The sequence below is a fragment of the Amycolatopsis sp. NBC_01480 genome, from assembly GCF_036227205.1.
In the GTDB taxonomy this organism is placed as follows: Bacteria; Actinomycetota; Actinomycetes; order Mycobacteriales; family Pseudonocardiaceae; genus Amycolatopsis.
The window spans coordinates 3,349,954-3,372,030 of record NZ_CP109442.1; the positions used below are offsets into that span (position 1 = coordinate 3,349,954).

24 protein-coding genes are annotated in these 22,077 nt (G+C 70.4%); 14 read left to right on the plus strand and 10 right to left on the minus strand.

Going from position 1 to position 22,077, the window contains the following annotated elements:
• The first annotated feature begins 155 nt into the window (after positions 1-155).
• Together OG371_RS15900 and OG371_RS15905 are read left to right on the plus strand one after the other, a co-directional pair.
• Entirely contained in the window at positions 156-1,538 is a 1,383-nt protein-coding gene (locus OG371_RS15900) for a helix-turn-helix transcriptional regulator (protein ID WP_329069944.1), read from the plus strand.
• A gap of 26 nt (positions 1,539-1,564) precedes the next feature.
• The gene (locus tag OG371_RS15905; RefSeq protein ID WP_329069947.1) at positions 1,565-2,452 is read left to right on the plus strand and encodes a phosphotransferase family protein; all 888 of its coding nucleotides are present in this window, start codon (positions 1,565-1,567) and stop codon (positions 2,450-2,452) included.
• 271 nt (positions 2,453-2,723) lie between these two features.
• Here OG371_RS15905 and OG371_RS15910 read toward each other — a convergent pair whose 3' ends face one another.
• From OG371_RS15910 to OG371_RS15925, 4 genes are all read right to left on the minus strand, one after another.
• The gene (locus tag OG371_RS15910; RefSeq protein ID WP_329069949.1) at positions 2,724-3,752 is read right to left on the minus strand and encodes a copper resistance D family protein; all 1,029 of its coding nucleotides are present in this window, start codon (positions 3,750-3,752) and stop codon (positions 2,724-2,726) included.
• Positions 3,749-4,312 carry a copper resistance CopC family protein gene (locus OG371_RS15915; RefSeq protein WP_329069952.1) on the minus strand — a complete coding sequence of 188 codons (564 nt, stop codon included), beginning with the start codon at positions 4,310-4,312 and terminating at the stop codon, positions 3,749-3,751. The genes OG371_RS15910 and OG371_RS15915 overlap by 4 nt, the downstream gene beginning before the upstream one ends.
• Complete coding sequence (locus OG371_RS15920) at positions 4,312-5,079, minus strand: YcnI family copper-binding membrane protein (RefSeq protein WP_329069954.1); 768 nt, start codon at positions 5,077-5,079, stop codon at positions 4,312-4,314. Before OG371_RS15920 ends, OG371_RS15915 begins: the two co-directional genes overlap by 1 nt.
• Before the next feature lie 87 nt (positions 5,080-5,166).
• Positions 5,167-5,661 (minus strand): hypothetical protein, encoded by a 495-nt coding sequence (locus OG371_RS15925; RefSeq protein WP_442876162.1) that lies wholly within the window; start codon positions 5,659-5,661, stop codon positions 5,167-5,169.
• A 489-nt stretch (positions 5,662-6,150) separates the two neighbouring features.
• Here OG371_RS15925 and OG371_RS15930 point away from each other — a divergent pair, with 489 nt between their 5' ends.
• The 5 genes from OG371_RS15930 to OG371_RS15950 all read left to right on the plus strand — a co-directional run bounded on the left by OG371_RS15930 (position 6,151) and on the right by OG371_RS15950 (position 10,374).
• Positions 6,151-6,798: an ABC transporter permease gene (locus OG371_RS15930; protein ID WP_329069958.1), complete on the plus strand. Its 648-nt coding sequence runs from the start codon at positions 6,151-6,153 to the stop codon at positions 6,796-6,798.
• Positions 6,791-7,963: an ABC transporter ATP-binding protein gene (locus OG371_RS15935; protein WP_329069960.1), complete on the plus strand. Its 1,173-nt coding sequence runs from the start codon at positions 6,791-6,793 to the stop codon at positions 7,961-7,963. The genes OG371_RS15930 and OG371_RS15935 overlap by 8 nt, the downstream gene beginning before the upstream one ends.
• Entirely contained in the window at positions 7,960-8,739 is a 780-nt protein-coding gene (locus OG371_RS15940; RefSeq protein WP_329069962.1) for an ABC transporter permease, read from the plus strand. The genes OG371_RS15935 and OG371_RS15940 overlap by 4 nt, the downstream gene beginning before the upstream one ends.
• Positions 8,739-9,710, plus strand: coding sequence for a glycine betaine ABC transporter substrate-binding protein (locus OG371_RS15945; protein WP_329069965.1), 972 nt, complete (start codon positions 8,739-8,741; stop codon positions 9,708-9,710). The genes OG371_RS15940 and OG371_RS15945 overlap by 1 nt, the downstream gene beginning before the upstream one ends.
• 94 nt (positions 9,711-9,804) lie before the next feature.
• Positions 9,805-10,374, plus strand: coding sequence for an NADPH-dependent FMN reductase (locus OG371_RS15950; RefSeq protein ID WP_329069967.1), 570 nt, complete (start codon positions 9,805-9,807; stop codon positions 10,372-10,374).
• Positions 10,375-10,440: 66 nt separating this feature from the next.
• On the opposite strand, the gene OG371_RS15955 is transcribed toward OG371_RS15950, so the two are convergent.
• Positions 10,441-10,905, minus strand: a complete 465-nt coding sequence (locus OG371_RS15955) for a DUF6474 family protein (RefSeq protein WP_329069969.1) — start codon at positions 10,903-10,905, stop codon at positions 10,441-10,443.
• A 96-nt stretch (positions 10,906-11,001) separates the two neighbouring features.
• Here OG371_RS15955 and OG371_RS15960 point away from each other — a divergent pair, with 96 nt between their 5' ends.
• From OG371_RS15960 to OG371_RS15970, 3 genes are all read left to right on the plus strand, one after another.
• Complete coding sequence (locus tag OG371_RS15960; RefSeq protein WP_329069971.1) at positions 11,002-12,648, plus strand: TM0106 family RecB-like putative nuclease; 1,647 nt, start codon at positions 11,002-11,004, stop codon at positions 12,646-12,648.
• A gap of 66 nt (positions 12,649-12,714) precedes the next feature.
• On the plus strand, positions 12,715-13,356 hold the full coding sequence (locus tag OG371_RS15965) for a PadR family transcriptional regulator (RefSeq protein WP_329069973.1): 642 nt from the start codon (positions 12,715-12,717) through the stop codon (positions 13,354-13,356).
• A gap of 158 nt (positions 13,357-13,514) precedes the next feature.
• Positions 13,515-14,195, plus strand: coding sequence for a class I SAM-dependent methyltransferase (locus OG371_RS15970; RefSeq protein ID WP_329069974.1), 681 nt, complete (start codon positions 13,515-13,517; stop codon positions 14,193-14,195).
• 46 nt (positions 14,196-14,241) lie between these two features.
• On the opposite strand, the gene OG371_RS15975 is transcribed toward OG371_RS15970, so the two are convergent.
• A complete protein-coding gene (locus OG371_RS15975; protein ID WP_329069976.1) occupies positions 14,242-15,006 on the minus strand; it encodes an SDR family NAD(P)-dependent oxidoreductase in 765 nt (254 codons plus the stop codon).
• Between the two features lie 185 nt (positions 15,007-15,191).
• On the opposite strand from OG371_RS15975, the gene OG371_RS15980 reads away from it, so the two are divergent.
• From OG371_RS15980 to OG371_RS15990, 3 genes are all read left to right on the plus strand, one after another.
• Positions 15,192-16,511, plus strand: a complete 1,320-nt coding sequence (locus tag OG371_RS15980; protein WP_329069978.1) for a UDP-glucose dehydrogenase family protein — start codon at positions 15,192-15,194, stop codon at positions 16,509-16,511.
• 48 nt (positions 16,512-16,559) lie between these two features.
• Entirely contained in the window at positions 16,560-17,006 is a 447-nt protein-coding gene (locus OG371_RS15985; protein ID WP_329069980.1) for a VOC family protein, read from the plus strand.
• Between the two features lie 238 nt (positions 17,007-17,244).
• Entirely contained in the window at positions 17,245-17,631 is a 387-nt protein-coding gene (locus OG371_RS15990; RefSeq protein ID WP_329069982.1) for a hypothetical protein, read from the plus strand.
• Between the two features lie 127 nt (positions 17,632-17,758).
• On the opposite strand, the gene OG371_RS15995 is transcribed toward OG371_RS15990, so the two are convergent.
• Genes OG371_RS15995 through OG371_RS16010 form a run of 4 tightly spaced genes read right to left on the minus strand, consistent with a single transcriptional unit; the run spans position 17,759 to position 21,103 of the window.
• Complete coding sequence (locus OG371_RS15995) at positions 17,759-18,157, minus strand: hypothetical protein (RefSeq protein WP_329069984.1); 399 nt, start codon at positions 18,155-18,157, stop codon at positions 17,759-17,761.
• 53 nt (positions 18,158-18,210) lie between these two features.
• Complete coding sequence (locus OG371_RS16000; protein ID WP_329069985.1) at positions 18,211-19,098, minus strand: VOC family protein; 888 nt, start codon at positions 19,096-19,098, stop codon at positions 18,211-18,213.
• The gene (locus OG371_RS16005; RefSeq protein ID WP_329069987.1) at positions 19,091-19,615 is read right to left on the minus strand and encodes an RNA polymerase sigma factor; all 525 of its coding nucleotides are present in this window, start codon (positions 19,613-19,615) and stop codon (positions 19,091-19,093) included. Before OG371_RS16005 ends, OG371_RS16000 begins: the two co-directional genes overlap by 8 nt.
• Positions 19,616-19,660: 45 nt before the next feature.
• Complete coding sequence (locus tag OG371_RS16010) at positions 19,661-21,103, minus strand: MFS transporter (protein WP_329069989.1); 1,443 nt, start codon at positions 21,101-21,103, stop codon at positions 19,661-19,663.
• A 102-nt stretch (positions 21,104-21,205) separates the two neighbouring features.
• Between OG371_RS16010 and OG371_RS16015 the strand changes: the two genes are divergently transcribed.
• Positions 21,206-22,039, plus strand: coding sequence for a helix-turn-helix transcriptional regulator (locus tag OG371_RS16015; protein WP_329069991.1), 834 nt, complete (start codon positions 21,206-21,208; stop codon positions 22,037-22,039).
• The last annotated feature ends 38 nt before the right edge of the window (positions 22,040-22,077 follow it).

Below are 22,077 nucleotides of genomic sequence, written 5' to 3' on the forward strand. Positions count from 1 at the left end.
CGAAACCGCGTCATAGCGGTGACCGGGCAGGGTTCCACGGTAAGCGGTCAGTGGACTTCGGCCGGGCCGATCAGACCCGCTGACCGCTCGTTTCCCATGGTTCTCACGGTGTGCTTAGGCTGTTTTCGACGCCCGACGGATGGTGAGGGGTCGCAATGGACGCCAGTACTGGCGGCAACGGATCCGGTGCCGGCAACCCGGTGCCCCCGGACGCCTGGGAGCAGGCCGATATGCGCGCGGCGCTGGCCTCCCGGGAGGTCAGCGCGGTCTATCGCCTGTTGCGCAAGCACGGTGTTTCGCAGCGGCAGATCGCCGCGATGACCGGCCAATCGCAGTCCGAGGTGTCGGAGATCCTCAAGGGTCGGCAGGTCATGGCCTACGACGTGCTCACGAGAATCGCCGACGGCCTGGGTGTCCCCCGTGGATACATGGGTCTCGCGTACGACGAGACCACGGCGATACGGGTCGTCGGTTCGTCCGGCGGCCGGCAGGCTGAGGAGGACGAGTCCGTGAAGCGACGGAGGTTCCTCGCGCACGCCGCCCAGGTCACGATGGGTGCGGCGGTGTTCGGTCCGGAATCAGGGACGTGGTCGTCGGGCCCGGCGCGGACGCCGGCCCCCGGGCGCATCGGGATGACCGACGTGCGCCAGGTGGAGGCGGCGACCAGAGCGCTGCGCTCCCTCGACTACCAGTACGGCGGCGGTTTCTGCCGCGACGCCGTGGTGGCGCAGCTGTCCTGGGGACAGCAGATGCTGGAGTCGAACTCGACCGAGCTGGTGAAGTCGCGCCTGTTCGTCGCGCTCGCGGACCTGCACAGCCTGGCCGGCTGGACCTCGTTCGACACCGGCCTGATGGACTCCGCCCGCGGGCACTTCGCGAACGCGCTCGACCTGGCGAAACAGGGCGACAGCCACCCGCTGGTGGCCAACGTGCTGTACCGGATGGGCCGCGTCTACCTGCACCAGGACGCGGCGAACGACGCGCTGAAGCTGTTCCAGCTGGGCCAGATCGCGGCACAGGAATCGGGCTCCGAGCTGGCCGTCGCCGTGCTCTGCGCCAACGAGGCCTGGGCGTACGCGCTGATGGGCAACGAGGACCAGGCGATGAAGCTGCTCGGCCGGAGCAAGGACGAGTTCGCCCGCGCCGACCTGGCGAACGCCGAGTCCTGGGTCAAGTTCTTCAACGAGACCGACGTCTACGCGATGACCGGCACCGTGCACACGGTGCTCGCGCAGAAGAACGTCGAGCACACGAAGTACGCGATCCCGGCGCTGACCAGGGCGGTCGAGTCGTACACCGACGACATGGCCCGCAGCAAGGCGTTCATGCTGAGCGCGCTGGCCACGAACCACCTGCTGGACGGCGACATCGACCACGGCGTGAAGGTCGGCGGCAAGGCCATCGACTGCGCGGAGAGCATCAAGTCCGAGCGGGTCAAGGACCGGATGCGCCCGCTGCAGGCCGAGGCCGAGCGGCGGCGCAACAACGTCGACGCCCGTGACCTGGCCGACCGGCTCAAGATCTTCTACGCCGCCTGAGGTCGCCGAGTCCCGCTGAGGCCTTTGTGGACGGCCGGTTCACCTCAGTCAAGCTGCGCGAGGCGCTGGCCGAGACGTGTGCCCAGCTCGGGCTCGACCCGGTCGGCGCGCGGTTGCTGCGGTTCACCAACAACGCGGTGTACGCGCTGGTCACGGCCCCGGTGGTGGTCCGGATCGTGGGCTCGACGCGGCTGCGGCACCGGGTGCACACGGTGGTCCGCGTGGCCGAGCACTTCGCCCGCCACGGCATCCCCGCGATCCGGCTGCTGGACGGCGTCGAGCAGCCCATGCACGTCGGCGAGCACCTGGTCACGGTGTGGCGGGAGGTGCCGTCGGTCGGCCGCCCGCCCTCTCCCGCGGACCTCGCCGGCCTGCTGCGCCAGGTCCACGCGCTGCCGCCGCCCGAGGGCCTGGCCGAGTGGGCGCCGTTCGACGCGGTGCGGGCGCGGGTTTCCGAGGCGGAGGAGCTGGCCGACGGCGACCGGCGGTTCCTGCTGGAGCGCTGCGCCGAGGCCGAGGCGGCCCTCGGCGACCTGGATTTCCCGCTGGCCAGGGGTTTTGTCCACGGCGACGCGTACCCGGGCAACGTCATCCCCGGCCCGGACGGCCCGGTGCTGTGCGACTTCGACTCCTCGTGCGTCGGCCCGCCGGAGTGGGACCTGACGCCGCTGGCCGTCGGCCGCGAGCGGTTCGGGGACCCGCCGAGCGGTTACCAGGAGTTTTCCCGGGCCTATGGCTTCGACGTCACGGCCTGGCCCGGGTTCTCCGTGCTGCGGGCCGTGCGGGAGCTGAAACTGACCACCAGCGTGCTGCCGATCCTGCGCAGTCACCCGCAGGTCGCCGCCGAGCTGCACCGGCGGCTGGACGACCTCCGGCACGGCCGCACCGACGTCCGGTGGTCTCGCTACCGGTGAGCGTTACCCGCCCTCGACCAGGGCGCCGGTGCTGTTCCGATGATCGGGATCGAGTGACCTGGGACACATGCCAGGGATTTTGCACGTGCATTCGCCGCCTGCAGATGACCGCTTGTCGCTTGCCCGGTACCCCCTGACCAGGTGCGTCTCCGAGTAGAGAATTCGGTCCAACGGGTCGCCTCGGATGGCTTACTGCTAATCCCACAGTGCAAATTGCAGCTACTCGACGTCACTGCCAGCCGTTTTGTCACCCGGCGGATCGCCGCGGGACTCAGGAGACGGTGACGGGCGCGCGCGTCAGTACGACGGCGAAGCCGAACGCCAGGCCCATCACCGTCACCTCGAGCGTCGCCCAGGAGGCGATCGCCGTGCGGTTGTGGCGGAGGATCTGCGGCATCAGCCGCCAGCGCAGGTGCGCGCCGAGCAGCGCGATCACGCCGGTGCAGAGCAGTTTCAGCAGCATCAGCCGGCCGTACGGCGTGGTGAAGACGCCGGCCCAGAAGCCGATGGTGGGGTTCGCGAGGATCTCGACGCCGCCGTTGAACAGGCCGGTGACCGCCGAGATGATCAGGCAGAGCGTGGCCAGTTTCGAGAACCGCGGGAGCGCGTACGCGAGCAGCGTGCGATTCGAGGCGAGCAGCACGGTCATCGCGCCGAGGCCGCCGCACCAGGCGACCGCGCTCATCACGTGCAGCTCCATCGAGATCATCGTGTAGTCGTGGTAGCTCCAGTTCGACGCGTGGCCGGTCACCGGCAGCGGCAGCAGCGCGAACAGGCCGACGCCGACGCGTACCTCGGCCGGCACCTTCTCGCCCTGGCGCAGCGCGACGAACCCGAGCACGGCGTGCAGCAACGCCAGCACCGCGACGATCACCAGCGCCTTCCCGGCGCCGACTTCGGCGATGTACGTGCCGATGTCGGACGCCGTCAGCGTCGGCGAGCCGGGCTTGTACTCGGCGGTCTGGAGGATGAGCGCCACCACCGCGCTGGCCGACCAGACCAGCGCGGCGGCGACCGCGGCGGGGCGCGCCCGCCGCAGCACCGGCTCGGTGAGGTTCGGCCGGTCGTAGCCGACCAGCACGGAAAGCAGTGCCAGCCCGATCGTCGCGACGGCCGAAAGATCCAGCAGCACGCGCACGATCGGGATGGCGGTCGAGACCACCGCGCTGGGCTCCACCACACCCGGGATGGGTGCCGACGCGCTCAGCGCGACGCCGATCAGGGCGCCCAGCAGCCCGGCCGTGACCACGCACAGCAGCGTGATCCAGCGGACGTTCGCGGTGGTCTCGGCCTGGGTCACTGCTTCGTCTTCTCCTGCCCCGGCTCACGCCCGCCCGTGCGGAGCGCGACGGTGAGGCCGATCGCCAGCAGGACCACCGCGCCGGCGATCCAGACCCAGATCGGGATCCCGGTCGAGGACGACGTGGACGAAGACGCGGCCGCGGGCGCACCGGCGGCCTTCGCCGCGTCGACGCTCGCCGGCGTGCCGGTGCCGGCCGTGGTGAGCGTGAACGGGATCTCGCCCGAGACCGGGTGCCCGTCGGCCGACAGGATCCGGTAGCCGACGGTGTACTTGCCGGCCGGGCCGAGCGGCCGAAGCGGCGCGCTGATCACGTTGTTCTGCACCGTCACCGGGCCCTCGGCCCACTGGCCGCCGCTGGGCCCGGTCACCGCGATCTGGTTGACGTCGGCATTCTGCACGTACTGGTCGAAGGTCAGGGTGATCTTCGACGGCCCGGTGGCGACGGACGCGCCGTTCGCCGGGTCCGAGCTGATCAGCACGTTGTGCGCCAGCGCCGGGGTGGCCGTGGCCAGCAGGGCCACCCCGGTGATCGCCAGCGCGAGGAGCGCTTTCCGCATTACTCGTTTCCTTCGGTCTTTCCGGGCGTCGCGGCGGCGGGCCGGCGCGAGCGCAGGACCGCGCCCGCCCCGACGCCGAGCCCGAGCGCGCCGACGATGAGCCCGGCGCCGCCGAGCCAGCGGGCCGTGGTGTCCGAAGTGGACGGTGCCGCTTCGGCGTCACTGGTGGTGGCGGTCATGGCGGCGTGGTCACCGTCGCCGCTCGCCGCCGCGGCGAGCTTGACGACCGGCGCCGGGTGCTCGGGCTCCTCGCCGTTCGCGGGCGTCGGCTGGTTCCACTGGACCACCTTGCCATCCTCGTAGGTCTGGATGGCGGGGAACTCGAGCTGGTCGACGTTCGAGGGCAGCGGCCCGGCGCTGATCTCGAACTCCTGGAACTCCGTGGAGCCGGCGGCGATCTTGCTGCCGGGCTGCGCGGTCCAGACCACCTTGGTGACGGCCTTGGTGATCTTCGTGCCGGACGCCGTGGTCACCGGCTGCGCCAGCGGCGAGGTGGTGACCTCCGCGGTCCAGCCGGGGATCGGCTTGGTGCGCAGGCTGCCGATGCCGTACTCCGGCTTGAGGTCGACCTCGACCTTGATGGTGCCGGCGTTGGCTTCTTCGTTGGGCACGCGGAAGAAGATCGCGCCGTAGCCGCCCTTGGTGGGCTGGGCGCCGTAGACGTTCGCGGTGACGTGGGCCGACGCGATGCCCGCGCCGAGCAGGCCGGCGGCGCCGACGGTGGCGGCGAGCACTCCGGCGCGCTGGAGAACGTGATGACGGGACACAACTGCTCCTGAACAGGATCATCCGGCGGAGGACAAGGCTCCGCTGGAAAAGGATTGGGCCGTTACAAGGCTTGGGGGATCTGGGGTTCAGGAGAGAACAGGCGGCCCGCGACGGCCGTGGACGCGCCTGAGCTCCAGGCGCAGCAACGCGACGGCCCGGGCGGGCGGCGGCGGAATCGGGGCCGGCGCCGCGGCGGGCACCGGCAGCGCCCGGGTGAGCAGCGGCAGGAACGCGCGCACCACGTGCAGCACGGCGAGCAGCATCCGGTCGGCCCGTGCCAGCAGCAGCGCGGTGAGCAGCGTGGCGACGGCGTGCGACGCGGTCATCGCCCAGCCGCCGGACCAGCCGGTGGCCGGGGGCATCTCGTGCGCGGCCAGCACGGTGAGCACGAGGTGCATCACCAATTGCCCGGCGCCGAGGACGACCAGGGTGGCGACCGGGCCGCGGGCCTTGCCGGCCAGCGCGGTGGCCGTCCAGCCGAGCAGGCCGGTCAGCAACAGGGTCAGCGCGGCGTCCGGGACGCCCCCGTCGGCGACCGCGTGCGCGGTCACGGCGAGGGTGCCCGAGCTGACGGCGAGCAGCCCGCCACGGACAGCGGCGAGCGCGCCACGGTGCCGGGTCGGGGAACTCACCGGGGCAGCTTATCGACACGACCCCAGGTGATCGAGCGCTCTCGCCTGGTGAGCACGGACCCGGGCAAAAGGTGACAGTGTGTGCGCGAATGCCTTCGCAGCATTACGAAATTCGGCGAGATGGCCGGTCGTCTCAAATCGTTGCCCTTTTTGCGCGAAAACACTTCACGATCGGGAGAAACCCGTGGAAAACGGTGGTGGCGGCAAGGGAAAACCGGGTCCACGAACGCGTGGAAACCGATTTCGATCAGGTAAAACAGCCCGGCCAGGGCCCTGGCGCCGGTTGCCGATAGTCCCGGGATGCGGAACGGTGGTCGGACCAACAGCACCAGGGAGGTTTCAACCGCATTCGTTCCGGGTAGTCACCCAGCCGGTTGATGAGCTACTCCGAACGGGTGATTTCGGGGGTCCTCACATGCGGCAGGAGAACGAATACGGATGAACCTCTTCGAGTACATCTCGGACCGGGCGAGCAAGCTGTGGCTGGAGGCCTACCTCCACACCAGCATGGTGGTGCAGTGCACGATCCTCGCCGCGGTCCTCGGCGTGCTGATCGGCATCGTCGTGTACCGCAGCCCGATCGGCTCAGCGCTGGCCACGGCGCTGGCCAGCACGATCCTCACGGTCCCTTCTTTCGCCCTGCTGGGGCTGCTGATCCCGCTTTCGGGACTCGGCTCCACCACCGCCGTCATCGCGCTGGTGCTCTACGGCCTGCTGCCGATCGTGCGGAACACGATCGTCGGGCTCGACGGCGTGGACCCGGCGATCACCGACGCCGCCCGCGGCATCGGCATGGGTCGGCTCAGCGTGCTCACGCGCGTGGAGCTGCGCCTGGCCTGGCCCGCGATCCTCACCGGCATGCGGGTGTCCACCCAGATGCTGATGGGCATCGCGGTGATCGCGGCCTACGCGAAGGGCCCCGGCCTCGGTGCCGAGGTCTTCTCCGGGCTGACCAACGCGGGCAGCGCGAACTCTCTGAACCAGGCCCTCACGGGCACCGTCGGCGTTGTGATCCTCGCGCTCATCCTCGACGGCATCTATGTCCTGATCAAGCGATTGACCATCTCGAGGGGTGTCCGTGGCTGAGCACGATGAGGTTTCCGGCGTCGAGATCGAACTCGAGCACGTGACCAAGAAGTACCCGGGCACCCGCGAGGCCGCCGTCGACGACTTCTCGATGGTCGTGCCCGCGGGCAAGATCGTGGTCTTCGTCGGCCCGTCCGGGTGCGGCAAGACCACCACGATGCGGATGATCAACCGGCTGATCGAGCCGACGTCCGGGCGGATCACCATCGGCGGGGACGACGCGCTGAAGCTCGACGTCGACACGCTGCGCCGCCGGATCGGCTACGCGATCCAGCAGGCCGGGCTGTTCCCGCACTTCACCGTCGCGCAGAACATCGGCGTGGTGCCGGGGCTGCTGGGCTGGGACAAGAAGAAGGTGACCAACCGGGTCGAGGAGATGATGGACCTGGTCGGGCTCGACCCGGCCGACTTCCGCGACCGCTTCCCGCGCCAGCTCTCCGGCGGGCAGCAGCAGCGGGTCGGGGTCGCCCGCGCGCTCGCGGCCGACCCGCCGGTGCTGCTGATGGACGAGCCGTTCGGTGCCGTCGACCCGATCACCCGTGGCAACCTGCAGGACGAGCTGCTGCGCCTGCAGACCGAGCTGAAGAAGACGATCGTGTTCGTCACGCACGACTTCGACGAGGCCGTGAAGCTCGGCGACAAGATCGCGGTGCTCGGCAACCAGTCGTCGATCCTGCAGTACGACACCCCGGACGCGATCCTGGCCAACCCGGCGGACGACACCGTGGCCGGCTTCGTCGGCGCGGGCGCCTCGCTCAAGCAGCTCACCCTGCTGCGGGTCCGCGACGTCGAGCTCAAGCAGGACGCGCTGACCGCGGGCCTGGACGAGTCGCCGGCCGAGGTCGCGAAGCAGCTCGACGCGCAGCGCCGGCACTTCGTGCTGGTCCTCGACGCGCGCCGTCGCCCGACCCGCTGGGTGCACCGTCGTCAGCTGGCGTCGGCCACCTCGCTCGCTACTGCGGGCAAGCCCCTGCGCGACATCGTCAGCCTCCAGTCGACACTGCAGGACGCGCTCGAGGCGATGCTCGCCGAGGGCGGCTCGGTGCCGGTCACCGGCGCGCGGGGCGAGTTCGCGGGCACGATCGAGCTGGACACCGTCATCTCGACGATCCAGCAGCTGCGCGACGAGCACGCCGACGATCACACCGAGGAGGCTTCGGTATGACGGCAGTCGTCGAGACGGGCTTCAGCACCGAATCCGGCTCGCGCCGCGCCGAGCGGGTCCGGCTGCTCGCCCAGCCGATCGCCGTGCTCGTGATCGTCGCGGTGACGCTGATCTGGGTGTTCGGCAGCGGGCTGACCGCCACCGAGAAAGAGACGCTGAACGCGTCTTCGCTGCTCACCGCGCTGCGTGACCACCTGCTGATGACGGTCGTGGTCACGGCGATCGTGGTGCTGGTGGCGGTTCCGCTCGGGGTCATGGTGACGCGGCCGTGGGCGAAGTGGCTGGCGCCGTTCTTCCTGGCCATCGCGAACATCGGCCAGGCCGCGCCCGCGCTGGGCGTGCTGGTGCTGTGGTTCATCTTCACCGGCGCGGTCGGCGGGCTGTGGGTCGCGGCGCTGCCGCTGGCCTTCTACTCGCTGCTGCCGGTGCTGCGGAACACCATGGTGGGCCTGCAGCAGGTGGACCCGTCGCTGGTCGACGCCGGCCGCGGCATCGGCATGTCGGCCTCGAAAGTGCTGTGGCGCGTGGAATTCCCGCTGGCGATCCCGCTGATCCTGGCCGGCCTGCGCACCGCGCTCGTGCTGGCGGTGGGCACCGCGACGTTCGGCATGTTCGTCAACGCCGGCGGCTTCGGCCTGCTGATCGACACCGGCTACAAGCTGAACCTCACCAAGGTGCTGGTCACCGGTTCGGTGCTGGCCGTCGCGCTGGCCCTGCTGGTCGACTGGCTGGGCGCGGTGGCGGAACAGTACTTCGGACCGAAGGGACTCCGCTGATGCACGTCCTCAAGAAGGCGGGCGCGCTGGCCGGGGCCGCCCTGCTCGCCGGGACGCTTTCGGCGTGCGGCCTCGACATCAACACGTCGGTGCCGTACTCGATCCAGCCCGGCTCGATCCAGCCCATCCCGGCGCTGGCCGGACAGCGGGTGGTGGTGGGGTCCAAGGACTTCACCGAGAACATCATCCTCGGCTACATGGCGGAGATGGCGCTCACCGCGGCCGGGGCCGACATCGTCGACCTGACCGACATCAAGGGCTCGAACTCCTCGCGGCAGGCGCTGCTCAACGGGCAGACCGACGTGACCTGGGAGTACACCGGCACCGGCTGGATCAACTACCAGGGCAATGAGCTGCCGGTGCCCGGCGGGGAGAAGGCGCAGTACGAGGCGACCGCGAAGGCGGACGCGGAGAAGAACGGCGTCACCTGGCTGAACTACTCCCCGCTGAACGACCAGTACGCCTTCGCCACCACCGCGGCGTATGCCCAGAAGAACAACCTGAAGACCACCACCGACCTGGCGAACTTCCTGAAGCAGAAGCCGGATCAGGCGCGGTTCTGCCTGGAGACGGAGTTCACCAGCCGGCAGGACGGCTTCCCGGCGGCGGTCAAGGCGTACGGCTTCCAGAACCCGAAGATCGAGAACTTCGGCATCGGCACGATCTACTCCGCCGTGGCCAACGGGACCTGCCCGGTCGGCGAGGTGTTCACCACCGACGGCCGGATCTCCGGGCTCAACCTGAAGGTGCTGGAGGACGACAAGAAGGCGTTCCCGCAGTACAACGCCGCCGTGACGATGCGGACCGACTTCCTCAACGCGCACCCGGAGATCCGGGGCCCGCTGGAGAAGGTGACCGCGGCGATCGACAACACGCAGATGGTCGAGCTGTGCAAGCAGGTGGACGTGGACGGCAAGGACGCCGGCACGGTCGCGCACGACTGGATGCTCAAGAAGGGCTTCATCAAATAGCCCCCGCGCCCGCCCCCCGGCGCCCGGACGGCCGAACTCCTGAGCAATGCTAAGTTTGCCGGGAGATCAATCCGGGACGCTGGGAGGCGCGGGCGTGAGCAAGCTGGAGATCATCGTGGCGAGCACTCGCCCGGGCCGGGTCGGCCTGCCCGTGGCGAAGTGGCTCGAGGGCGAGGCGAAGGCCCAGGGCGGGTTCGACGAGGTCGAGATCGTCGACCTGGCCGAGGTGAACCTGCCGTTCTTCAACGAGCCCAAGCACCCGCGGCTGGGCGACTACCAGCACCAGCACACCAAGGACTGGAGCGCGAAGGTCGCCGAGGCGGACGCGTTCGTCCTGGTGATGCCGGAGTACAACCACGGCTTCAACGCGGTGCTGAAGAACGCGCTCGACTACTTGTCCCGTGAATGGCAGTACAAGGCCGTCGGGCTGGCCAGCTACGGCGGCGTCGCGGCGGGCACGCGGGCCGCGCAGATGATCAAGCCGGTGCTCGGCGCGCTGCGGATGACCACGGTCACCGACGCCGTGTCGATCCCGATGGTGCAGCAGTTCTTGAAGGACGGCGAAATCGTGCCGAACGACGTGCTGAGCGCTTCGGCCAAGGCGATGCTGGACGAGCTGGCGCAGGTGGCGGAAGCGCTGAAGCCGCTGCGCAAGGACTCCTGAGACGGTGCGAGAAGACGGGCCGCTCACCGCGAAGGTGGGCGGCCCGTCTGCATCCGGTGGCGCGGCTCAGACGCCGAGCCGGTGCAGCAGCTGTTCCTCCAGCCGGTCCAGCTCGCCGGCGACCGCGCGGTGCGCCGCCTTGCGCCGGGCCGCAGGCATGCGCTCGGCCGCGCGGACGGTGGCGGACAGCTGTTCCAGCGTGCCCTGGGTTTCGTCGGCGAACTTCGTGTCCGCCGCCGTGGCCTTCGACGACTTGCGCAGCTCCGCCAGCCCCTGCACGAGCCCGGCGATCCGGGCGTGCAGCGCGGCGCCCCGGCCGGTGTACTCGCCGAGCTGGTCGATGGCGACGCCGAGCTTGCGCGCCTGGTACCGGTCGTACAGCTCCCGGGCCGCGCCCGCCGCGCGAACGGCATACGGCGCCACCACCGGCAGCACCGCCGGGCCCAGCACCTTGGCCACCGCGACCGCGTTCTTCGCCTTCTTCGGGGTGACTCGAGCTTCACCCGTGTCCTGCTTGGCCTTGCGCGCCATGGCCCACCTCCCGCAACGTGTCGGGCTTGAACTTACTGGTCCCGGTGGTGGCGGGCATGTCGGCTCGCGACACCCGACGGAACTATGGTGATCAGTATGGGTAATGAGGTGCTGCTCGACGCGGGCGCCGTCAGCCGGTGCCGGCGCCGCGTGCACCTGGAGCACGACCCGGCCATGCGGGACGTGCCGCTGCCGCCGCCGGATCCGACCGCGCAGCAGCGGATCGACGACGCCACGGCGCACCGCGAGGAGATCCTGCGCCGGCTCGTCGAGGCGACCGGGCCTGAGGCGACGTGGGCCCGGATCGGCCGGGACCGGCCGGCGCCCGAGCGGGTGCGGCTCACCGAGCAGGCGTTCGCCGAAGGCGTGCAGTACATCTGGGGCGGGCTGCTGCCTGCCGATTCGATCGAGCACCGGCGCGGCGGCGTCGACCTGCTGGTGCGCGCCAGCACCGGGTACGTGCCGGTGCTGGTGGTGCGGCACCGGATCACCGACCGCGGCTCCGGCGCGCCGACCACCGTGATGACCGACCTCGACCCGGCGCACCGCCGGCCGGACGAGGCGCGCAAGGTCCGCTCGCAGCCGCGCGATCAGCTGCGGCTCGCGCACCTGCGCCGGATGCTGCAGACGCACGGCCGCGCCGAGCCCGGCCGCGCGATGGGCGGGGTGATCGGGCTGGACGCCGACGTGGTCGTCTGGCACGACCTCACCGCGGGCACCTGGCCGGGCGGGCGCAGCGCGATGAACGAGTACGACGCCCGCTTCGCCGACCGCCTCGCCGTCGCCACCGCGGCCGCGACCGGCGACGAGCCGCTGGCCATGCCGTCGCGGGTGCTGGAGTGCCGCCGCTGCCCGTTCTGGCCGACCTGCGAGGTGCTGCTCACCGAGACCCGCGACGTCAGCCTGGTCGTGCGCGGCGAGGACGCCACCGAGCTGCGCAAGGCTGGCGTGTCCACTGTGGACAGCCTGGCCGCGCTGGACCCGCTCGACGACGCGCCGCCGATGAACTGGACCGGCGGCACCTTCGCCGACGCCATCATGCTGGCGCGCGCCTGGCTCGCCGACCTCACCATGGTCCGCCGCACGCCCGAGGTCGAGGTCCCGCGCGCGGACGTCGAGGTGGACGTCGACATGGAGAGCTTCGGCGACGCGGGCGCGTACCTGTGGGGCACGCTGCTGTCCGGCGCCGACATCGGCTTGCCGCGCGGCTACCTCGCTTTCGCGACCTGGGACCCGCTGCCGACCGACGACGAGGCGCGCTCGTTCGCGGAGTTCTGGGCGTGGTTCACCGACGTGCGCGAGCGCACGCTGGCGGCCGGGCTGACCTTCCGCGCCTACTGCTACAACGCGCTGGCGGAGAACCGCTGGCTGTTCGGCTCGGTGGAGCGGTTCGGGGACCACCCCGGGATCCCGTCGCGCCAGGCAGTGCAGTCCTTTGTGGACTCCGAGGAGTGGGTGGACCTGTTCCGCAGCGTCACCGACCAGTTCCTGTGCTCACGCGGCAAGGGCCTCAAGGTGGTCGCGCCGGTCGCGGGCTTCACCTGGCGCGACCCGGAGGCCGGCGGCGAGGCGTCGATGCGCTGGTACCGCGACGCCGTCGGCATGGACGGCGAGGTGCCCGACGACGCCCAGCGTGCGCGGCTGCTGCGCTACAACGAGGACGACGTGCTGGCCACGAAGGCGCTGCGCGAGTGGATGTCGGACCGCGCGCAGGCCGAAGTGCCGTACATGCTCGACCTCTAGCTTCCGGCGTGCATATACTCGTAGGCGAGTACTCGTCCGCGGGTATAGGTGACCGAGGAGTCAGTGATGGCCAAGCGTCGCAAGGTCGGCAACATGCTGGGCCTCGCCGTGCTGTCCGCCCTGCTCGAACGGCCGATGCACCCGTACGAAATGGCCACCGTGCTGCGGGAACGCGGCAAGGACGACGACATGAAGATCAAGTGGGGCTCGCTCTACACGGTGGTCGCGAACCTGGGGAAACACGGGTTCGTCGAGGCCGTGGAGAGCGTGCGCGAAGGCGCGCGCCCCGAACGCACCATCTACCGGCTCACCGACGCCGGCCGCGCCGAAGTCGAGGACTGGGTTCGCGAGCTGCTGGGCGAGCCCGACTTCGAGCCGCCGAAGTTCCGGGCCGGGCTGTCGATGATGCTCGCGCTCGGGCCGGAGACGGTGGTGGAGCAGCTGGGCAACCGGCTGGACGCGCTCGGAGAGCGGCTGCGCACGCGCACCGAGGCGCTCGAGGGCTACCGCGCCGAAGTGCCCCGGCTGATGCTGGTCGAGGGCGAGTACGAGCTGACGCTGCTGCGCGCGGAGATCGACTGGGTCCGCGCGCTGCGGCACGACCTGACCACCGGCGCGCTGCCGGGTGTCGCCGAGTGGCGGCACTTCCGGGAAACCGGGCAGCTGCCGGAAGACCTGTCCGCCTTCGCCGAAGGGGGACAGGAGTAAAGGCCGGCCCCGGCCGTGATGCTGGCACATCACCACCGGGACCGGGAAACCCTCGAACCGTTCCGCGCGAGCGAACCCGGCCCTGGGGCTGCACACACAGGATACGGGGGCACCTCGCGAAGGACCGGTTCGGCCGATCATCGAACGGGGAGTCCGTCATGGGGAACACCGAAGTCCGGCACCACCGCACCAAGCTGCTGCCGGAGATGGAAGGGCCGGTCGCGCGGGCGTACGCACGCGGCCGCGGCACGGCCCCGCAGCTCGCGTTCTACCGGCGGCAGGCCGCCGAGCTCACCGAAGGGCTGCCGGAAGGCGCCGCCGTGCTCGAAGTGGCACCGGGACCGGGTTATTTCACCGTCGAGGTGGCGCGGCTGGGCTTCGCCGTCACGGCGCTCGACGTGAGCCGCACGTTCGTGGGGCTGGCGCAGGAGTACGCGCGGAGCGAAGGGGTGGCCGCCGAGTTCCGTCAGGGCGACGTGGCCGCGATGCCGTTCGCCGACCGCTCGTTCGACTTCCTGATCTGCCAGGCCGCGTTCAAGAACTTCGCGCGGCCCGTGGTGGCGCTCGACGAAATGCACCGCGTGCTGCGCCCCGGCGGCGTGGCGGTGGTGCAGGACATGAGCAAGGAATCGACCCACGCGCAGATCGACGCCGAGGTCGGGAACATGGCGCTGGGCAAGGTGGCCGCGTTCACCACCCGGCAGGCACTGGCCGGGCTGCGGCGGCGGGCCTACACGCCGGCGCAGTTCACCGCGACGGTGGCCGAAAGCGCGTTCCGGACGTGCACCGTGACCACCGAGGGCATCAGCCTCCAGGTCCGGCTGGTCCGGGCGGCCTGATTCCGCGAGGGGACCGCGGCTGCCGCGGTCCCCTCGGCGGGCGGGGTCAGCGCGGGGCCATGCGCAGCGCGCCGTCCATGCGGATGACCTCGCCGTTCAGGTAGTCGTGGTCGATCAGCGACAGGGCGAGCTGGGCGTACTCGTCCGGGCGGGCGAGGCGCTTCGGGAAGGGCACGCCCGCGGACAGCGCCGCGCGGAACTCGTCGTTCACCGTCGCCAGCATGGGGGTGTCGACGATGCCCGGCGCGATCGTCAGCACGCGGATGCCGGACGTCGACAGGTCGCGCGCCGCCGGGAGGGTCAGGCCGACCACGCCGCCTTTGGACGAGGAGTACGCGGCCTGGCCGATCTGGCCGTCGAAGGCCGCGACGGAGGCGGTGTTGATGATGACGCCGCGCGCGTCGTCGTCCAGCGGCTCGGTCGCGGCGATGGCCTCGGCGCCGATGGTCAGCACGTTGAACGTGCCGATCAGGTTGATCTGGATGACCTTCGCGTACAGCGCCAGGTCGTGGCGGCCCTTCTTCGACAGGATCCGCGCCGACGGCCCGATCCCGGCGCAGTTGACCACGGTCCGCAGCGGCACGCCCGAGCCCGCCGCGGTGTCCACCGCGGCCTGGACCTGCTCGGGGTCGGTCACGTCGGCCTCGACATACGTGATGCCCTCGACCGGCTCGGTCTTCGCCTTCTCGATCGAGCCCGCGAGGTCCAGCGCGAACACCCGCGCGCCCTTCGCGGCGAGGGCCTTGGCGGTCGCGCCGCCCAGGCCGGAGGCACCACCCGTGACGAGCGCTGCGGTGTCGGTGATCTGCATCTTCTGCCCTTCTCCTGACTCACGGGCGCGGCCGGCGCACCGTCCGGGCCCAGGTTAACGGCCGTTCGCATGCCGGGCGCGTGTGCTGCCTCACCCCGGGCTGCTTCTGCACTGTCGCGCGGAGTATTCGGCGGCGCCCACTTCCGTTAGCGCGGTAGTCAACTCCGGCTGTCACCTTCGGCAGCATGAGCGCAGCTCGGATCGTGGTGGTGGGGACGGGGTACGTGGGATTGACCACGGGGGCATGTCTCGCGAGCCTGGGGCATCGCGTCACCTGCGTGGACGTGGACGAGGCGAAGATCGCGCGCCTGTCCGCCGGCAGAGTGGACATTCTCGAACCGGGGCTGGCCGACCTGGTCGTGCGGGGCCTCGGCACCGGACGGCTTTCGTTCGTGGTCGGCGCCCGCGCCGCGGTGGCCGACGCCGACGGGGTTTTCCTTTGTGTGCCGACGCCGATGGGCGCGGGCGGCTCGGCCGACCTGCGCGCGGTGGAGGCGGTGACCAACGAGATCGGCGACGTGCTGCCGCCCGGCTGCGCGCTGATCACCAAGTCGACCGTGCCGGTGGGCACCTCGAAGCGGATCCGCGCCATGCTGGGCCGCGCGGACGTGCCCGTGGTGTCGAACCCGGAGTTCCTGCGCGAGGGCACGGCGGTGGCCGACTTCCTCGGCCCGGACCGGATCGTCGTCGGCTCCGACGACCGCGCCGCCGCGCGCTGGGTCGGTGACCTGTACGGCGACCTCGCCGCGCCCGTGGTCGTCTCCGACGCGGCGAGCGCCGAGCTGGTGAAGTACGCGGCGAACTGCTTCCTCGCGCTGAAACTGTCCTATGTGAACTCGATCGCCGAGCTGTGCGAACGGCTCGGCGCGGACATCGACCTGGTCACCGAGGGCATGGGCTACGACCGGCGCATCGGCCGCTCGTTCCTCAAGCCCGGCCCCGGCTGGGGCGGCTCCTGCCTGCCGAAGGACACCAGCGCGCTGGTGAAGGTCGCGGAGTCGGTGAAGTACGACTTCCGGATGCTCACCTCGGCCATCGACGAGAACATCGCCCAGCGCGACCGGATCGTCGCGAAGATCGCCGGCGCCTGCGGCGGCAGCCTGGCCGGCGCCCGGATCGGCCTGCTGGGCCTGGCGTTCAAGGCCGGCACCAACGATCTGCGCGACTCGCCCGCGCTGGCCGTCGCGTCCGTGCTCGGCGCGGTCGGCGCGGAGCTGACGGCGTACGACCCGGCCGTGGACACCGCCATCGACGGGATGACCGTGGTGGACGATCCGTACCAGGTCGCGAAGGATGCCGACGTGATCGTGGTCCTCACCGAATGGGACGAGTTCCGCAGCCTCGACTGGGGCCTGATGGCCGACGCGATGGAAGGCGACGACGTCGTCGACACCCGCAATCTCCTTGACCCGCAACGGATCCTGGACGCCGGGCTGTCCTGGCAGGGCGTCGGCCGCCCGCGGGCGACGCGGCCGAAGTCACTGGCGAAATCGGGGCGCCGCTGAGTACGATCCCGGGGCGGCATCGCGTGTCGGTCACCGGCTGGGTGAGACATGGAGGTGCCGGGATGCCTGCTGGAGGCATTTCTCTTGTCAGTTTCCGTCGAATTGAATCATCTGATCGTGCCGTCCCGGGACAACCGGGAGTCCGCCGAATTCCTGGCCCGCCTGCTGGGTCTTGAAGTCGGTGAAGAATGGGGGCCGTTCATCCCCGTCCACCTCGGCAACGGCGTACGGCTGGACTTCGCGACCACCCCGCCCGAGGACCTGCGGCTGCAGCACTACTGCTTCCTCATCCCGGAAGCCGATTTCGACGCGTTTTTCGCGCGGCTGAAGGAAACCGGAGTGACCTACCACGCCGATCCGATGGGTAAGCAGGTCGGCGAGATCAACCACAACCACGGTGGCCGCGGCGTCTACTTCCTGGACCCGGGCGGCAATGGCGTGGAAGTGCTCACGCAGCCGTACGAGCCCGAGCTGGCCCGTCCCGAGCGCTGGTAATTCTTTCGTGAGTGGTGAGTTCGGTAAGAGCCTCTTCGTCCTTAATAGGCGAATCGAGGGTGGTCGGGTCGCCACCGGGGTCGACTGGAGTGGAAGGGGCTGACTCCCGTGTTGATTAGGGCAATCTGCATGCTGTGTGATCGTCGCTCGGACACTGTTCTGGTCAGCTGTGTAGCGAAAGACCTCTGCGAATCCGAGAATGGCGTCGCTGGTAAGGCGATCCCGAGAAGGAGAAACTGTGTACCTGACGAAGAATGTCAAGCGAATGGCCGCCACTGTCGGTGCGGCCGGGATGGCGATGGCGGCGGCTGCGGTGCTTGTCGCCCCCACTGCATCGGCTGCGAGTGGTGCACTCACCCTGTGCTCAAAGGGAAGTTACGACTCCTTCATCTTGATCGACGGCAAAGAGCGAGCCAAGTCGCCCGTTGGTCAGTGCAAGACCTTCGGCGGCTTCGGGGGCTTCAACGGCATTCAGCACTTCGATATCAAGGGAGGTCAGAGCCGTCCGGGCGGCTACACTCTTTTCACCGTCAAGTCGGGGGCAGAGTTCAATCCGAGCAAGGGTGGAACTGTGACCACCTACGGCACCATGAACGAGGCCTGGGCGTCGACTCCGTTTCTGTAACCGCGAATACGGCGAACTACACTTACTCGCCTAAATGGTGCTCCTGAACATACGGATGACGCGGCCCTCGCAAGCCGCATCGTCGCAGCTCAAGGCCCGGCTGCCCGAGCTGAATCGGCTTCGCTGCTCACGATTCCTGCAATGAAGCCCATCCGCCGCCGGCGGCGAGCAGGGCCCGGACTCCGGTCACGTGGTCGGCGAAGCCCGCCAGGTCGGCGTGCAGCAGGGCGGCCCGCTCGGCGTCCAGCGGCGCGGTGTCCTCGCGCCACAGCTCCAGCGTCCAGTTCGACGCCAGGAAGATCGAGCGGACCAGACCGGCGACGCCGGAGTCGAGCGGGCCGCCTTCGCGCTGGTACGCCGAGAGGATTTCGTCGCAGGTGGTGAACAACCGGTCCAGGCCGCGCACCGCGTCGGCGGGGGTGCCGTCCCAGTCGAGGCCCGGCCAGCTGCCCGTGCCGAGTTCCAGCCACAGCCGCCAAGCGGCCGTGAGTTCCGCGTCGTCGTGTGGCGTCCAATGCCCGGCCATGGACCGAGTGTGCGCCCCGGCGGCGCGGAACACCCCCCGCGGCGAGGCCCATCTCACTCGCGCGGCTGCTCCCAGAGCCAGAATTCGATGCCCTGGTTGTCCACGCACTCCGCGCTCAACCCGTACGGCTGCCGTTCCGCCTCGCCCGCGGTCCCGCCGTGCTCGCGCACGCGGGTGAGCGCGGCCGCCAGGTCGTCCACGGCGTACATCACCTTCCAGCCTGTCTGGCGTCCCGGACCGCCCCAGAGCCCGCCCATCAGGCCGGCGCCTTGCACACCCCAGCCGCCTTCGACCCGGCCCGGCGAGAACTGCCACCCGAGCACGGCGCCGTAGAACTCCTTCGCGGGCTCGGCGGCCGGGACCTGGAAGGTGAAGTAGCCGACTTCACCGTGGTGTACCGGCGGCGCCTCGGCGCGGGCGGCCGGAGCGGCCTGGCTGAGCAGCCACCCTTGGCCGTACGGGTCCTTGATCGACCCGGCGAGGCCGTGGCCGCGGTCCTCGACCGGGCGCAGCAGCTCCGCGCCCCGCTCGACGGCCAGCCGCGCGGACTCCCGCGCGTCCGCCACCTCGACGCGGATCAGCGGCCCGCCGACGGGTGCGACGACGTTGCCCAATTCCGGGAACTCCTCGGCCAGCATCAGGACGCTGTCGCCGATGGCCAGCTCGGCGTGCCCGACCCGGCCGTCGTCCATCAGGATCGGGTCGGACCGCCTGCGCGCGCCGAGGACCTCGACGTAGAAGTTGAGCGCGGCCCGGGCGTCGGTCACGATGAGGTACGGCGTGAGGGCGTGGACCTGGGCGTCGGCAGGGGTTTCGGTGGTGGTCATCTCGGCTCCGTTCAGGATCAGGCGACTGAGGCGGTCGCGCAGTTCCGCGGCGAACGCCGGATCGGGGTCGACCGGCGCCGAGGGCCGGCGAAGCGCGTCGAACGGCTCAGGCATCGCGACCCTCCTTCTCCTGGTAGCCGCGCCGGAACGCGGCCTTGGCCCGGGTCAGCAGCCCCTCCGTGGCGTGGACGGTGCGGCCGAGGTGCTCGGCGACGCCCGCGACCGGCAGGCCGTCGACGTACCGCAGGGTCAACGCGGCCCGGTGCGGCACGGCGAGCGACTCGAGCACCTGCCGCGCGCGCAGGGCGTCGAGCCGCTCGTCCCACGGATCACTGACGTCGGGCTCGGAGTCGTGCACCAGTCGCAGCCCCCGGTCCTCGCGCTCCCGGCGCCGCCAGTGGTCGGCGAGCTTGTGCCGGGCCACGCCGATCAGCCACGGGACGTTCACCGCGGGCGCGTGTTCCTTGCGGCAGGCGGCGACCGCGCCGAGGAACGTTTCGGAGGTCAGTTCCTCGGCCAGCGTGCGGTCGCCGCACCTCGAGAGCAGGTACCCGTAGACCTCCGGCAGCGCGGTCTCGTAAAGCCCGAGCAGCGCGAAGGCCGGGTCCGGTCGCACCCGAGGTTCCGTCACACCCTCATCGTCGTCCGGCGGCCGGGTTTTCCGCCGGGTGAATTTTCAGCGCGGGTCGGGCAGCTTGCGCGACAGCGCCGTGACCACCACGGCCAGCACCGCCAGCAGGCCGACGACCAGCACAAACGCGCCTTCGAAGCCGAACGGGCCGGACGTGCTCAGCCCCGCGAACAGGCTGCCGAACACTGCCACGCCCAAGGCCAGCGAGGTCTGCTGCGTTGTGGTCAGCACGCCGCCGCCGACGCCCGCCAGATCGGTCGGCACGCGCGAAAGCACGATGCGAAACAGCGTGCTCATCGCCATGCCGTTGCCCATCCCGATCAGGATCATCGCGGGCGCCAGGTCCCAGACCGACAGGTCCGGCCAGGCCAGCAGCGCCGAGCCGGCCAGCGCCAGCAGGCCGAGCGTGAGCAGCGTGCCGCCGATGGCCACCACCTTCTGCCCGAACCGGGTCACCAGGCGGGTGGTGACCAGCGACGTGGTGAAGTACGCGACGGCCATCGGCGTCAGCGCCAGCCCGGAGCCGAGCGGGCCGAGGTGCAGGCCGTCCTGCAGCGTCATCGCGTAGATGAACATGAACGAGCCGAAGCCGCAGAAGAACGGCACCGCGACCATCAGCCCGTGGCGCACCGTCGACGTCTTCACCAGCGAAGGCGGCAGCAACGGCATCCCGCCGCGCCGTTGGAGCCGCGTCTCGACGCGTACGAACGCGAAGGCGGCGAAGGGGAACAGCACCAGCAGCGCGATAGTCCACCACGGCCAGCCGAGCGAGCGGCCCTCCATGATCGGGACCAGCAGCGAAAGCAGCGAGACGGCCAGCAGCGCGGTGCCCCAGCGGTCGATGCCCAGCGGGTTCGCCGCGCGGCTGTCCGGCACCGTGCGCCGCGCGATGATCAGCCCGACCAGGCCGATCGGCACGTTCACCAGGAAGATCGGCCGCCAGCTGGTGCCCCACAGGTCCGCGGCCACGAGCGCGCCGCCGGCCAGCTGGCCGACCACGGTGCCGATGCCGCCCGTCGCGCCGTACATGCCGAGCGCGCGCGAGCGGTGTTCGCCCTTCGTGCCCGCCTGGATGATCGACAGGACCTGCGGCAGCAGCAGCGCCGAAGCCGCTCCCTGCGCGGCGCGGGCGAGCACCAGCGTCGTCGCGTTCGGCGCGAGGCCGCAGACCAGAGACGTGATGGTGAACAGCGTGAGGCCGAGCAGGAAGAGCCGGCGCCGGCCGAACGTGTCGCCCAGCCGTCCGCCGAGGACCAGTAGCACGGCGTACGCGATGCCGTACGCCGCCACCACCAGCTCCAGCGTGGAGGCCGACGTGTGCAGGTCTTCGTTGATGGTCGGCAGGGCGACATTGACGATGAAGAAGTCGATGATCGGGAGTGCTGCCCCCAGCAGCACGGTGACCAGGCCGGCAGGGGTGAGGCCCGGCCTGGCAGGGGCGCCGGCGACGACGGTGGTCGTCGCCGGAGCGGTGGTTGTCGCGGTCATGAGTACTACGATCCGACCGTTCTCAACCTGGTACCAGGTGCGCTCTTATCCTGGTAGTGCGAGTACCTGGTAATAGGCTGAAGGCTGTGTTTACCTAGGAGCATGACCAGCGCCGTAGAAGAACGCCTGCGCCGGGACGAGCTCGGCGCGTTCCTGCGCAGCCGTCGCGCGCGCATCACCCCCGAGCAGGTCGGGCTGCCCCTCGGCGGCCGGCGGCGGACGCCGGGCCTGCGCCGCGAGGAGGTCGCGCAGCTCGCCGGGGTCGGGGTCACCTGGTACACGTGGCTGGAGCAGGGCCGCGACATCAACGCGTCCGAGCAGGTGCTCGCCGCCATCTCCCGCACGCTGCGCCTCGACCCGCACGAGCACCTGCACCTGTTCACGCTGGCCGGCGCGCCCGAGCCGCCGTCGGAGAAGCACTGCAACGCCGTCACCCCGTCGATGCGGATGATGATGGCGAAGCTGGAGCCGTACCCGGTGGTGGTGCGCAACGCGCGCTGCGACCTGCTGGGCTACAACCGCGGCTACACCTGGCTGATGGGCGAGGTCGACGAGATCCCGTTCGAGGACCGCAACACGCTGGTCCAGTGCCTGCTCAACCCGGTGTGGCGCGAGCGGATGCTCGACTGGGAGACGAACGTGCCGCGGGTGATCGCGTCATTCCGCGCCGCGATGGCCGAGCACGTGGCCGACAGCTCGTGGAAGTGCCTGGTCAAACGGCTGAAGGTGGAGTCGCCGCTGTTCGCCCGGCTGTGGGACCAGCACGACGTGAACCCGGACCCCATCCGCACCAAGCGGTACCTGCACCCCGAGGCCGGCCTGCTGAAGTTCAACTTCACCTACCTCTACCTCGGCCGCCGCTCGGAGATCACCATGTCGAGCTACACCCCGGCCGACGAGGAGACCGCGGCGAAGCTCCCGCTGTTCTTCGACTGAAGTACCGCGTACGACGGCTCCCCGGAAGCCGCCTCCGG

Coding starts and splice junctions, on each gene's coding strand:
- OG371_RS15900 (WP_329069944.1), top strand. CDS start 156: ATGGACGCCAGTACTGGCGGCAACGGATCCGGTGCCGGCAACCCGGTG.
- OG371_RS15915 (WP_329069952.1), bottom strand. CDS start 4,312: ATGCGGAAAGCGCTCCTCGCGCTGGCGATCACCGGGGTGGCCCTGCTG.
- OG371_RS15930 (WP_329069958.1), top strand. CDS start 6,151: ATGAACCTCTTCGAGTACATCTCGGACCGGGCGAGCAAGCTGTGGCTG.
- OG371_RS15940 (WP_329069962.1), top strand. CDS start 7,960: ATGACGGCAGTCGTCGAGACGGGCTTCAGCACCGAATCCGGCTCGCGC.
- OG371_RS15945 (WP_329069965.1), top strand. CDS start 8,739: ATGCACGTCCTCAAGAAGGCGGGCGCGCTGGCCGGGGCCGCCCTGCTC.
- OG371_RS15955 (WP_329069969.1), bottom strand. CDS start 10,905: ATGGCGCGCAAGGCCAAGCAGGACACGGGTGAAGCTCGAGTCACCCCG.
- OG371_RS15960 (WP_329069971.1), top strand. CDS start 11,002: ATGGGTAATGAGGTGCTGCTCGACGCGGGCGCCGTCAGCCGGTGCCGG.
- OG371_RS15965 (WP_329069973.1), top strand. CDS start 12,715: ATGGCCAAGCGTCGCAAGGTCGGCAACATGCTGGGCCTCGCCGTGCTG.
- OG371_RS15970 (WP_329069974.1), top strand. CDS start 13,515: ATGGGGAACACCGAAGTCCGGCACCACCGCACCAAGCTGCTGCCGGAG.
- OG371_RS15975 (WP_329069976.1), bottom strand. CDS start 15,006: ATGCAGATCACCGACACCGCAGCGCTCGTCACGGGTGGTGCCTCCGGC.
- OG371_RS15980 (WP_329069978.1), top strand. CDS start 15,192: ATGAGCGCAGCTCGGATCGTGGTGGTGGGGACGGGGTACGTGGGATTG.
- OG371_RS15985 (WP_329069980.1), top strand. CDS start 16,560: ATGGAGGTGCCGGGATGCCTGCTGGAGGCATTTCTCTTGTCAGTTTCC.
- OG371_RS15995 (WP_329069984.1), bottom strand. CDS start 18,157: ATGGCCGGGCATTGGACGCCACACGACGACGCGGAACTCACGGCCGCT.
- OG371_RS16000 (WP_329069985.1), bottom strand. CDS start 19,098: ATGCCTGAGCCGTTCGACGCGCTTCGCCGGCCCTCGGCGCCGGTCGAC.
- OG371_RS16010 (WP_329069989.1), bottom strand. CDS start 21,103: ATGACCGCGACAACCACCGCTCCGGCGACGACCACCGTCGTCGCCGGC.
- OG371_RS16015 (WP_329069991.1), top strand. CDS start 21,206: ATGACCAGCGCCGTAGAAGAACGCCTGCGCCGGGACGAGCTCGGCGCG.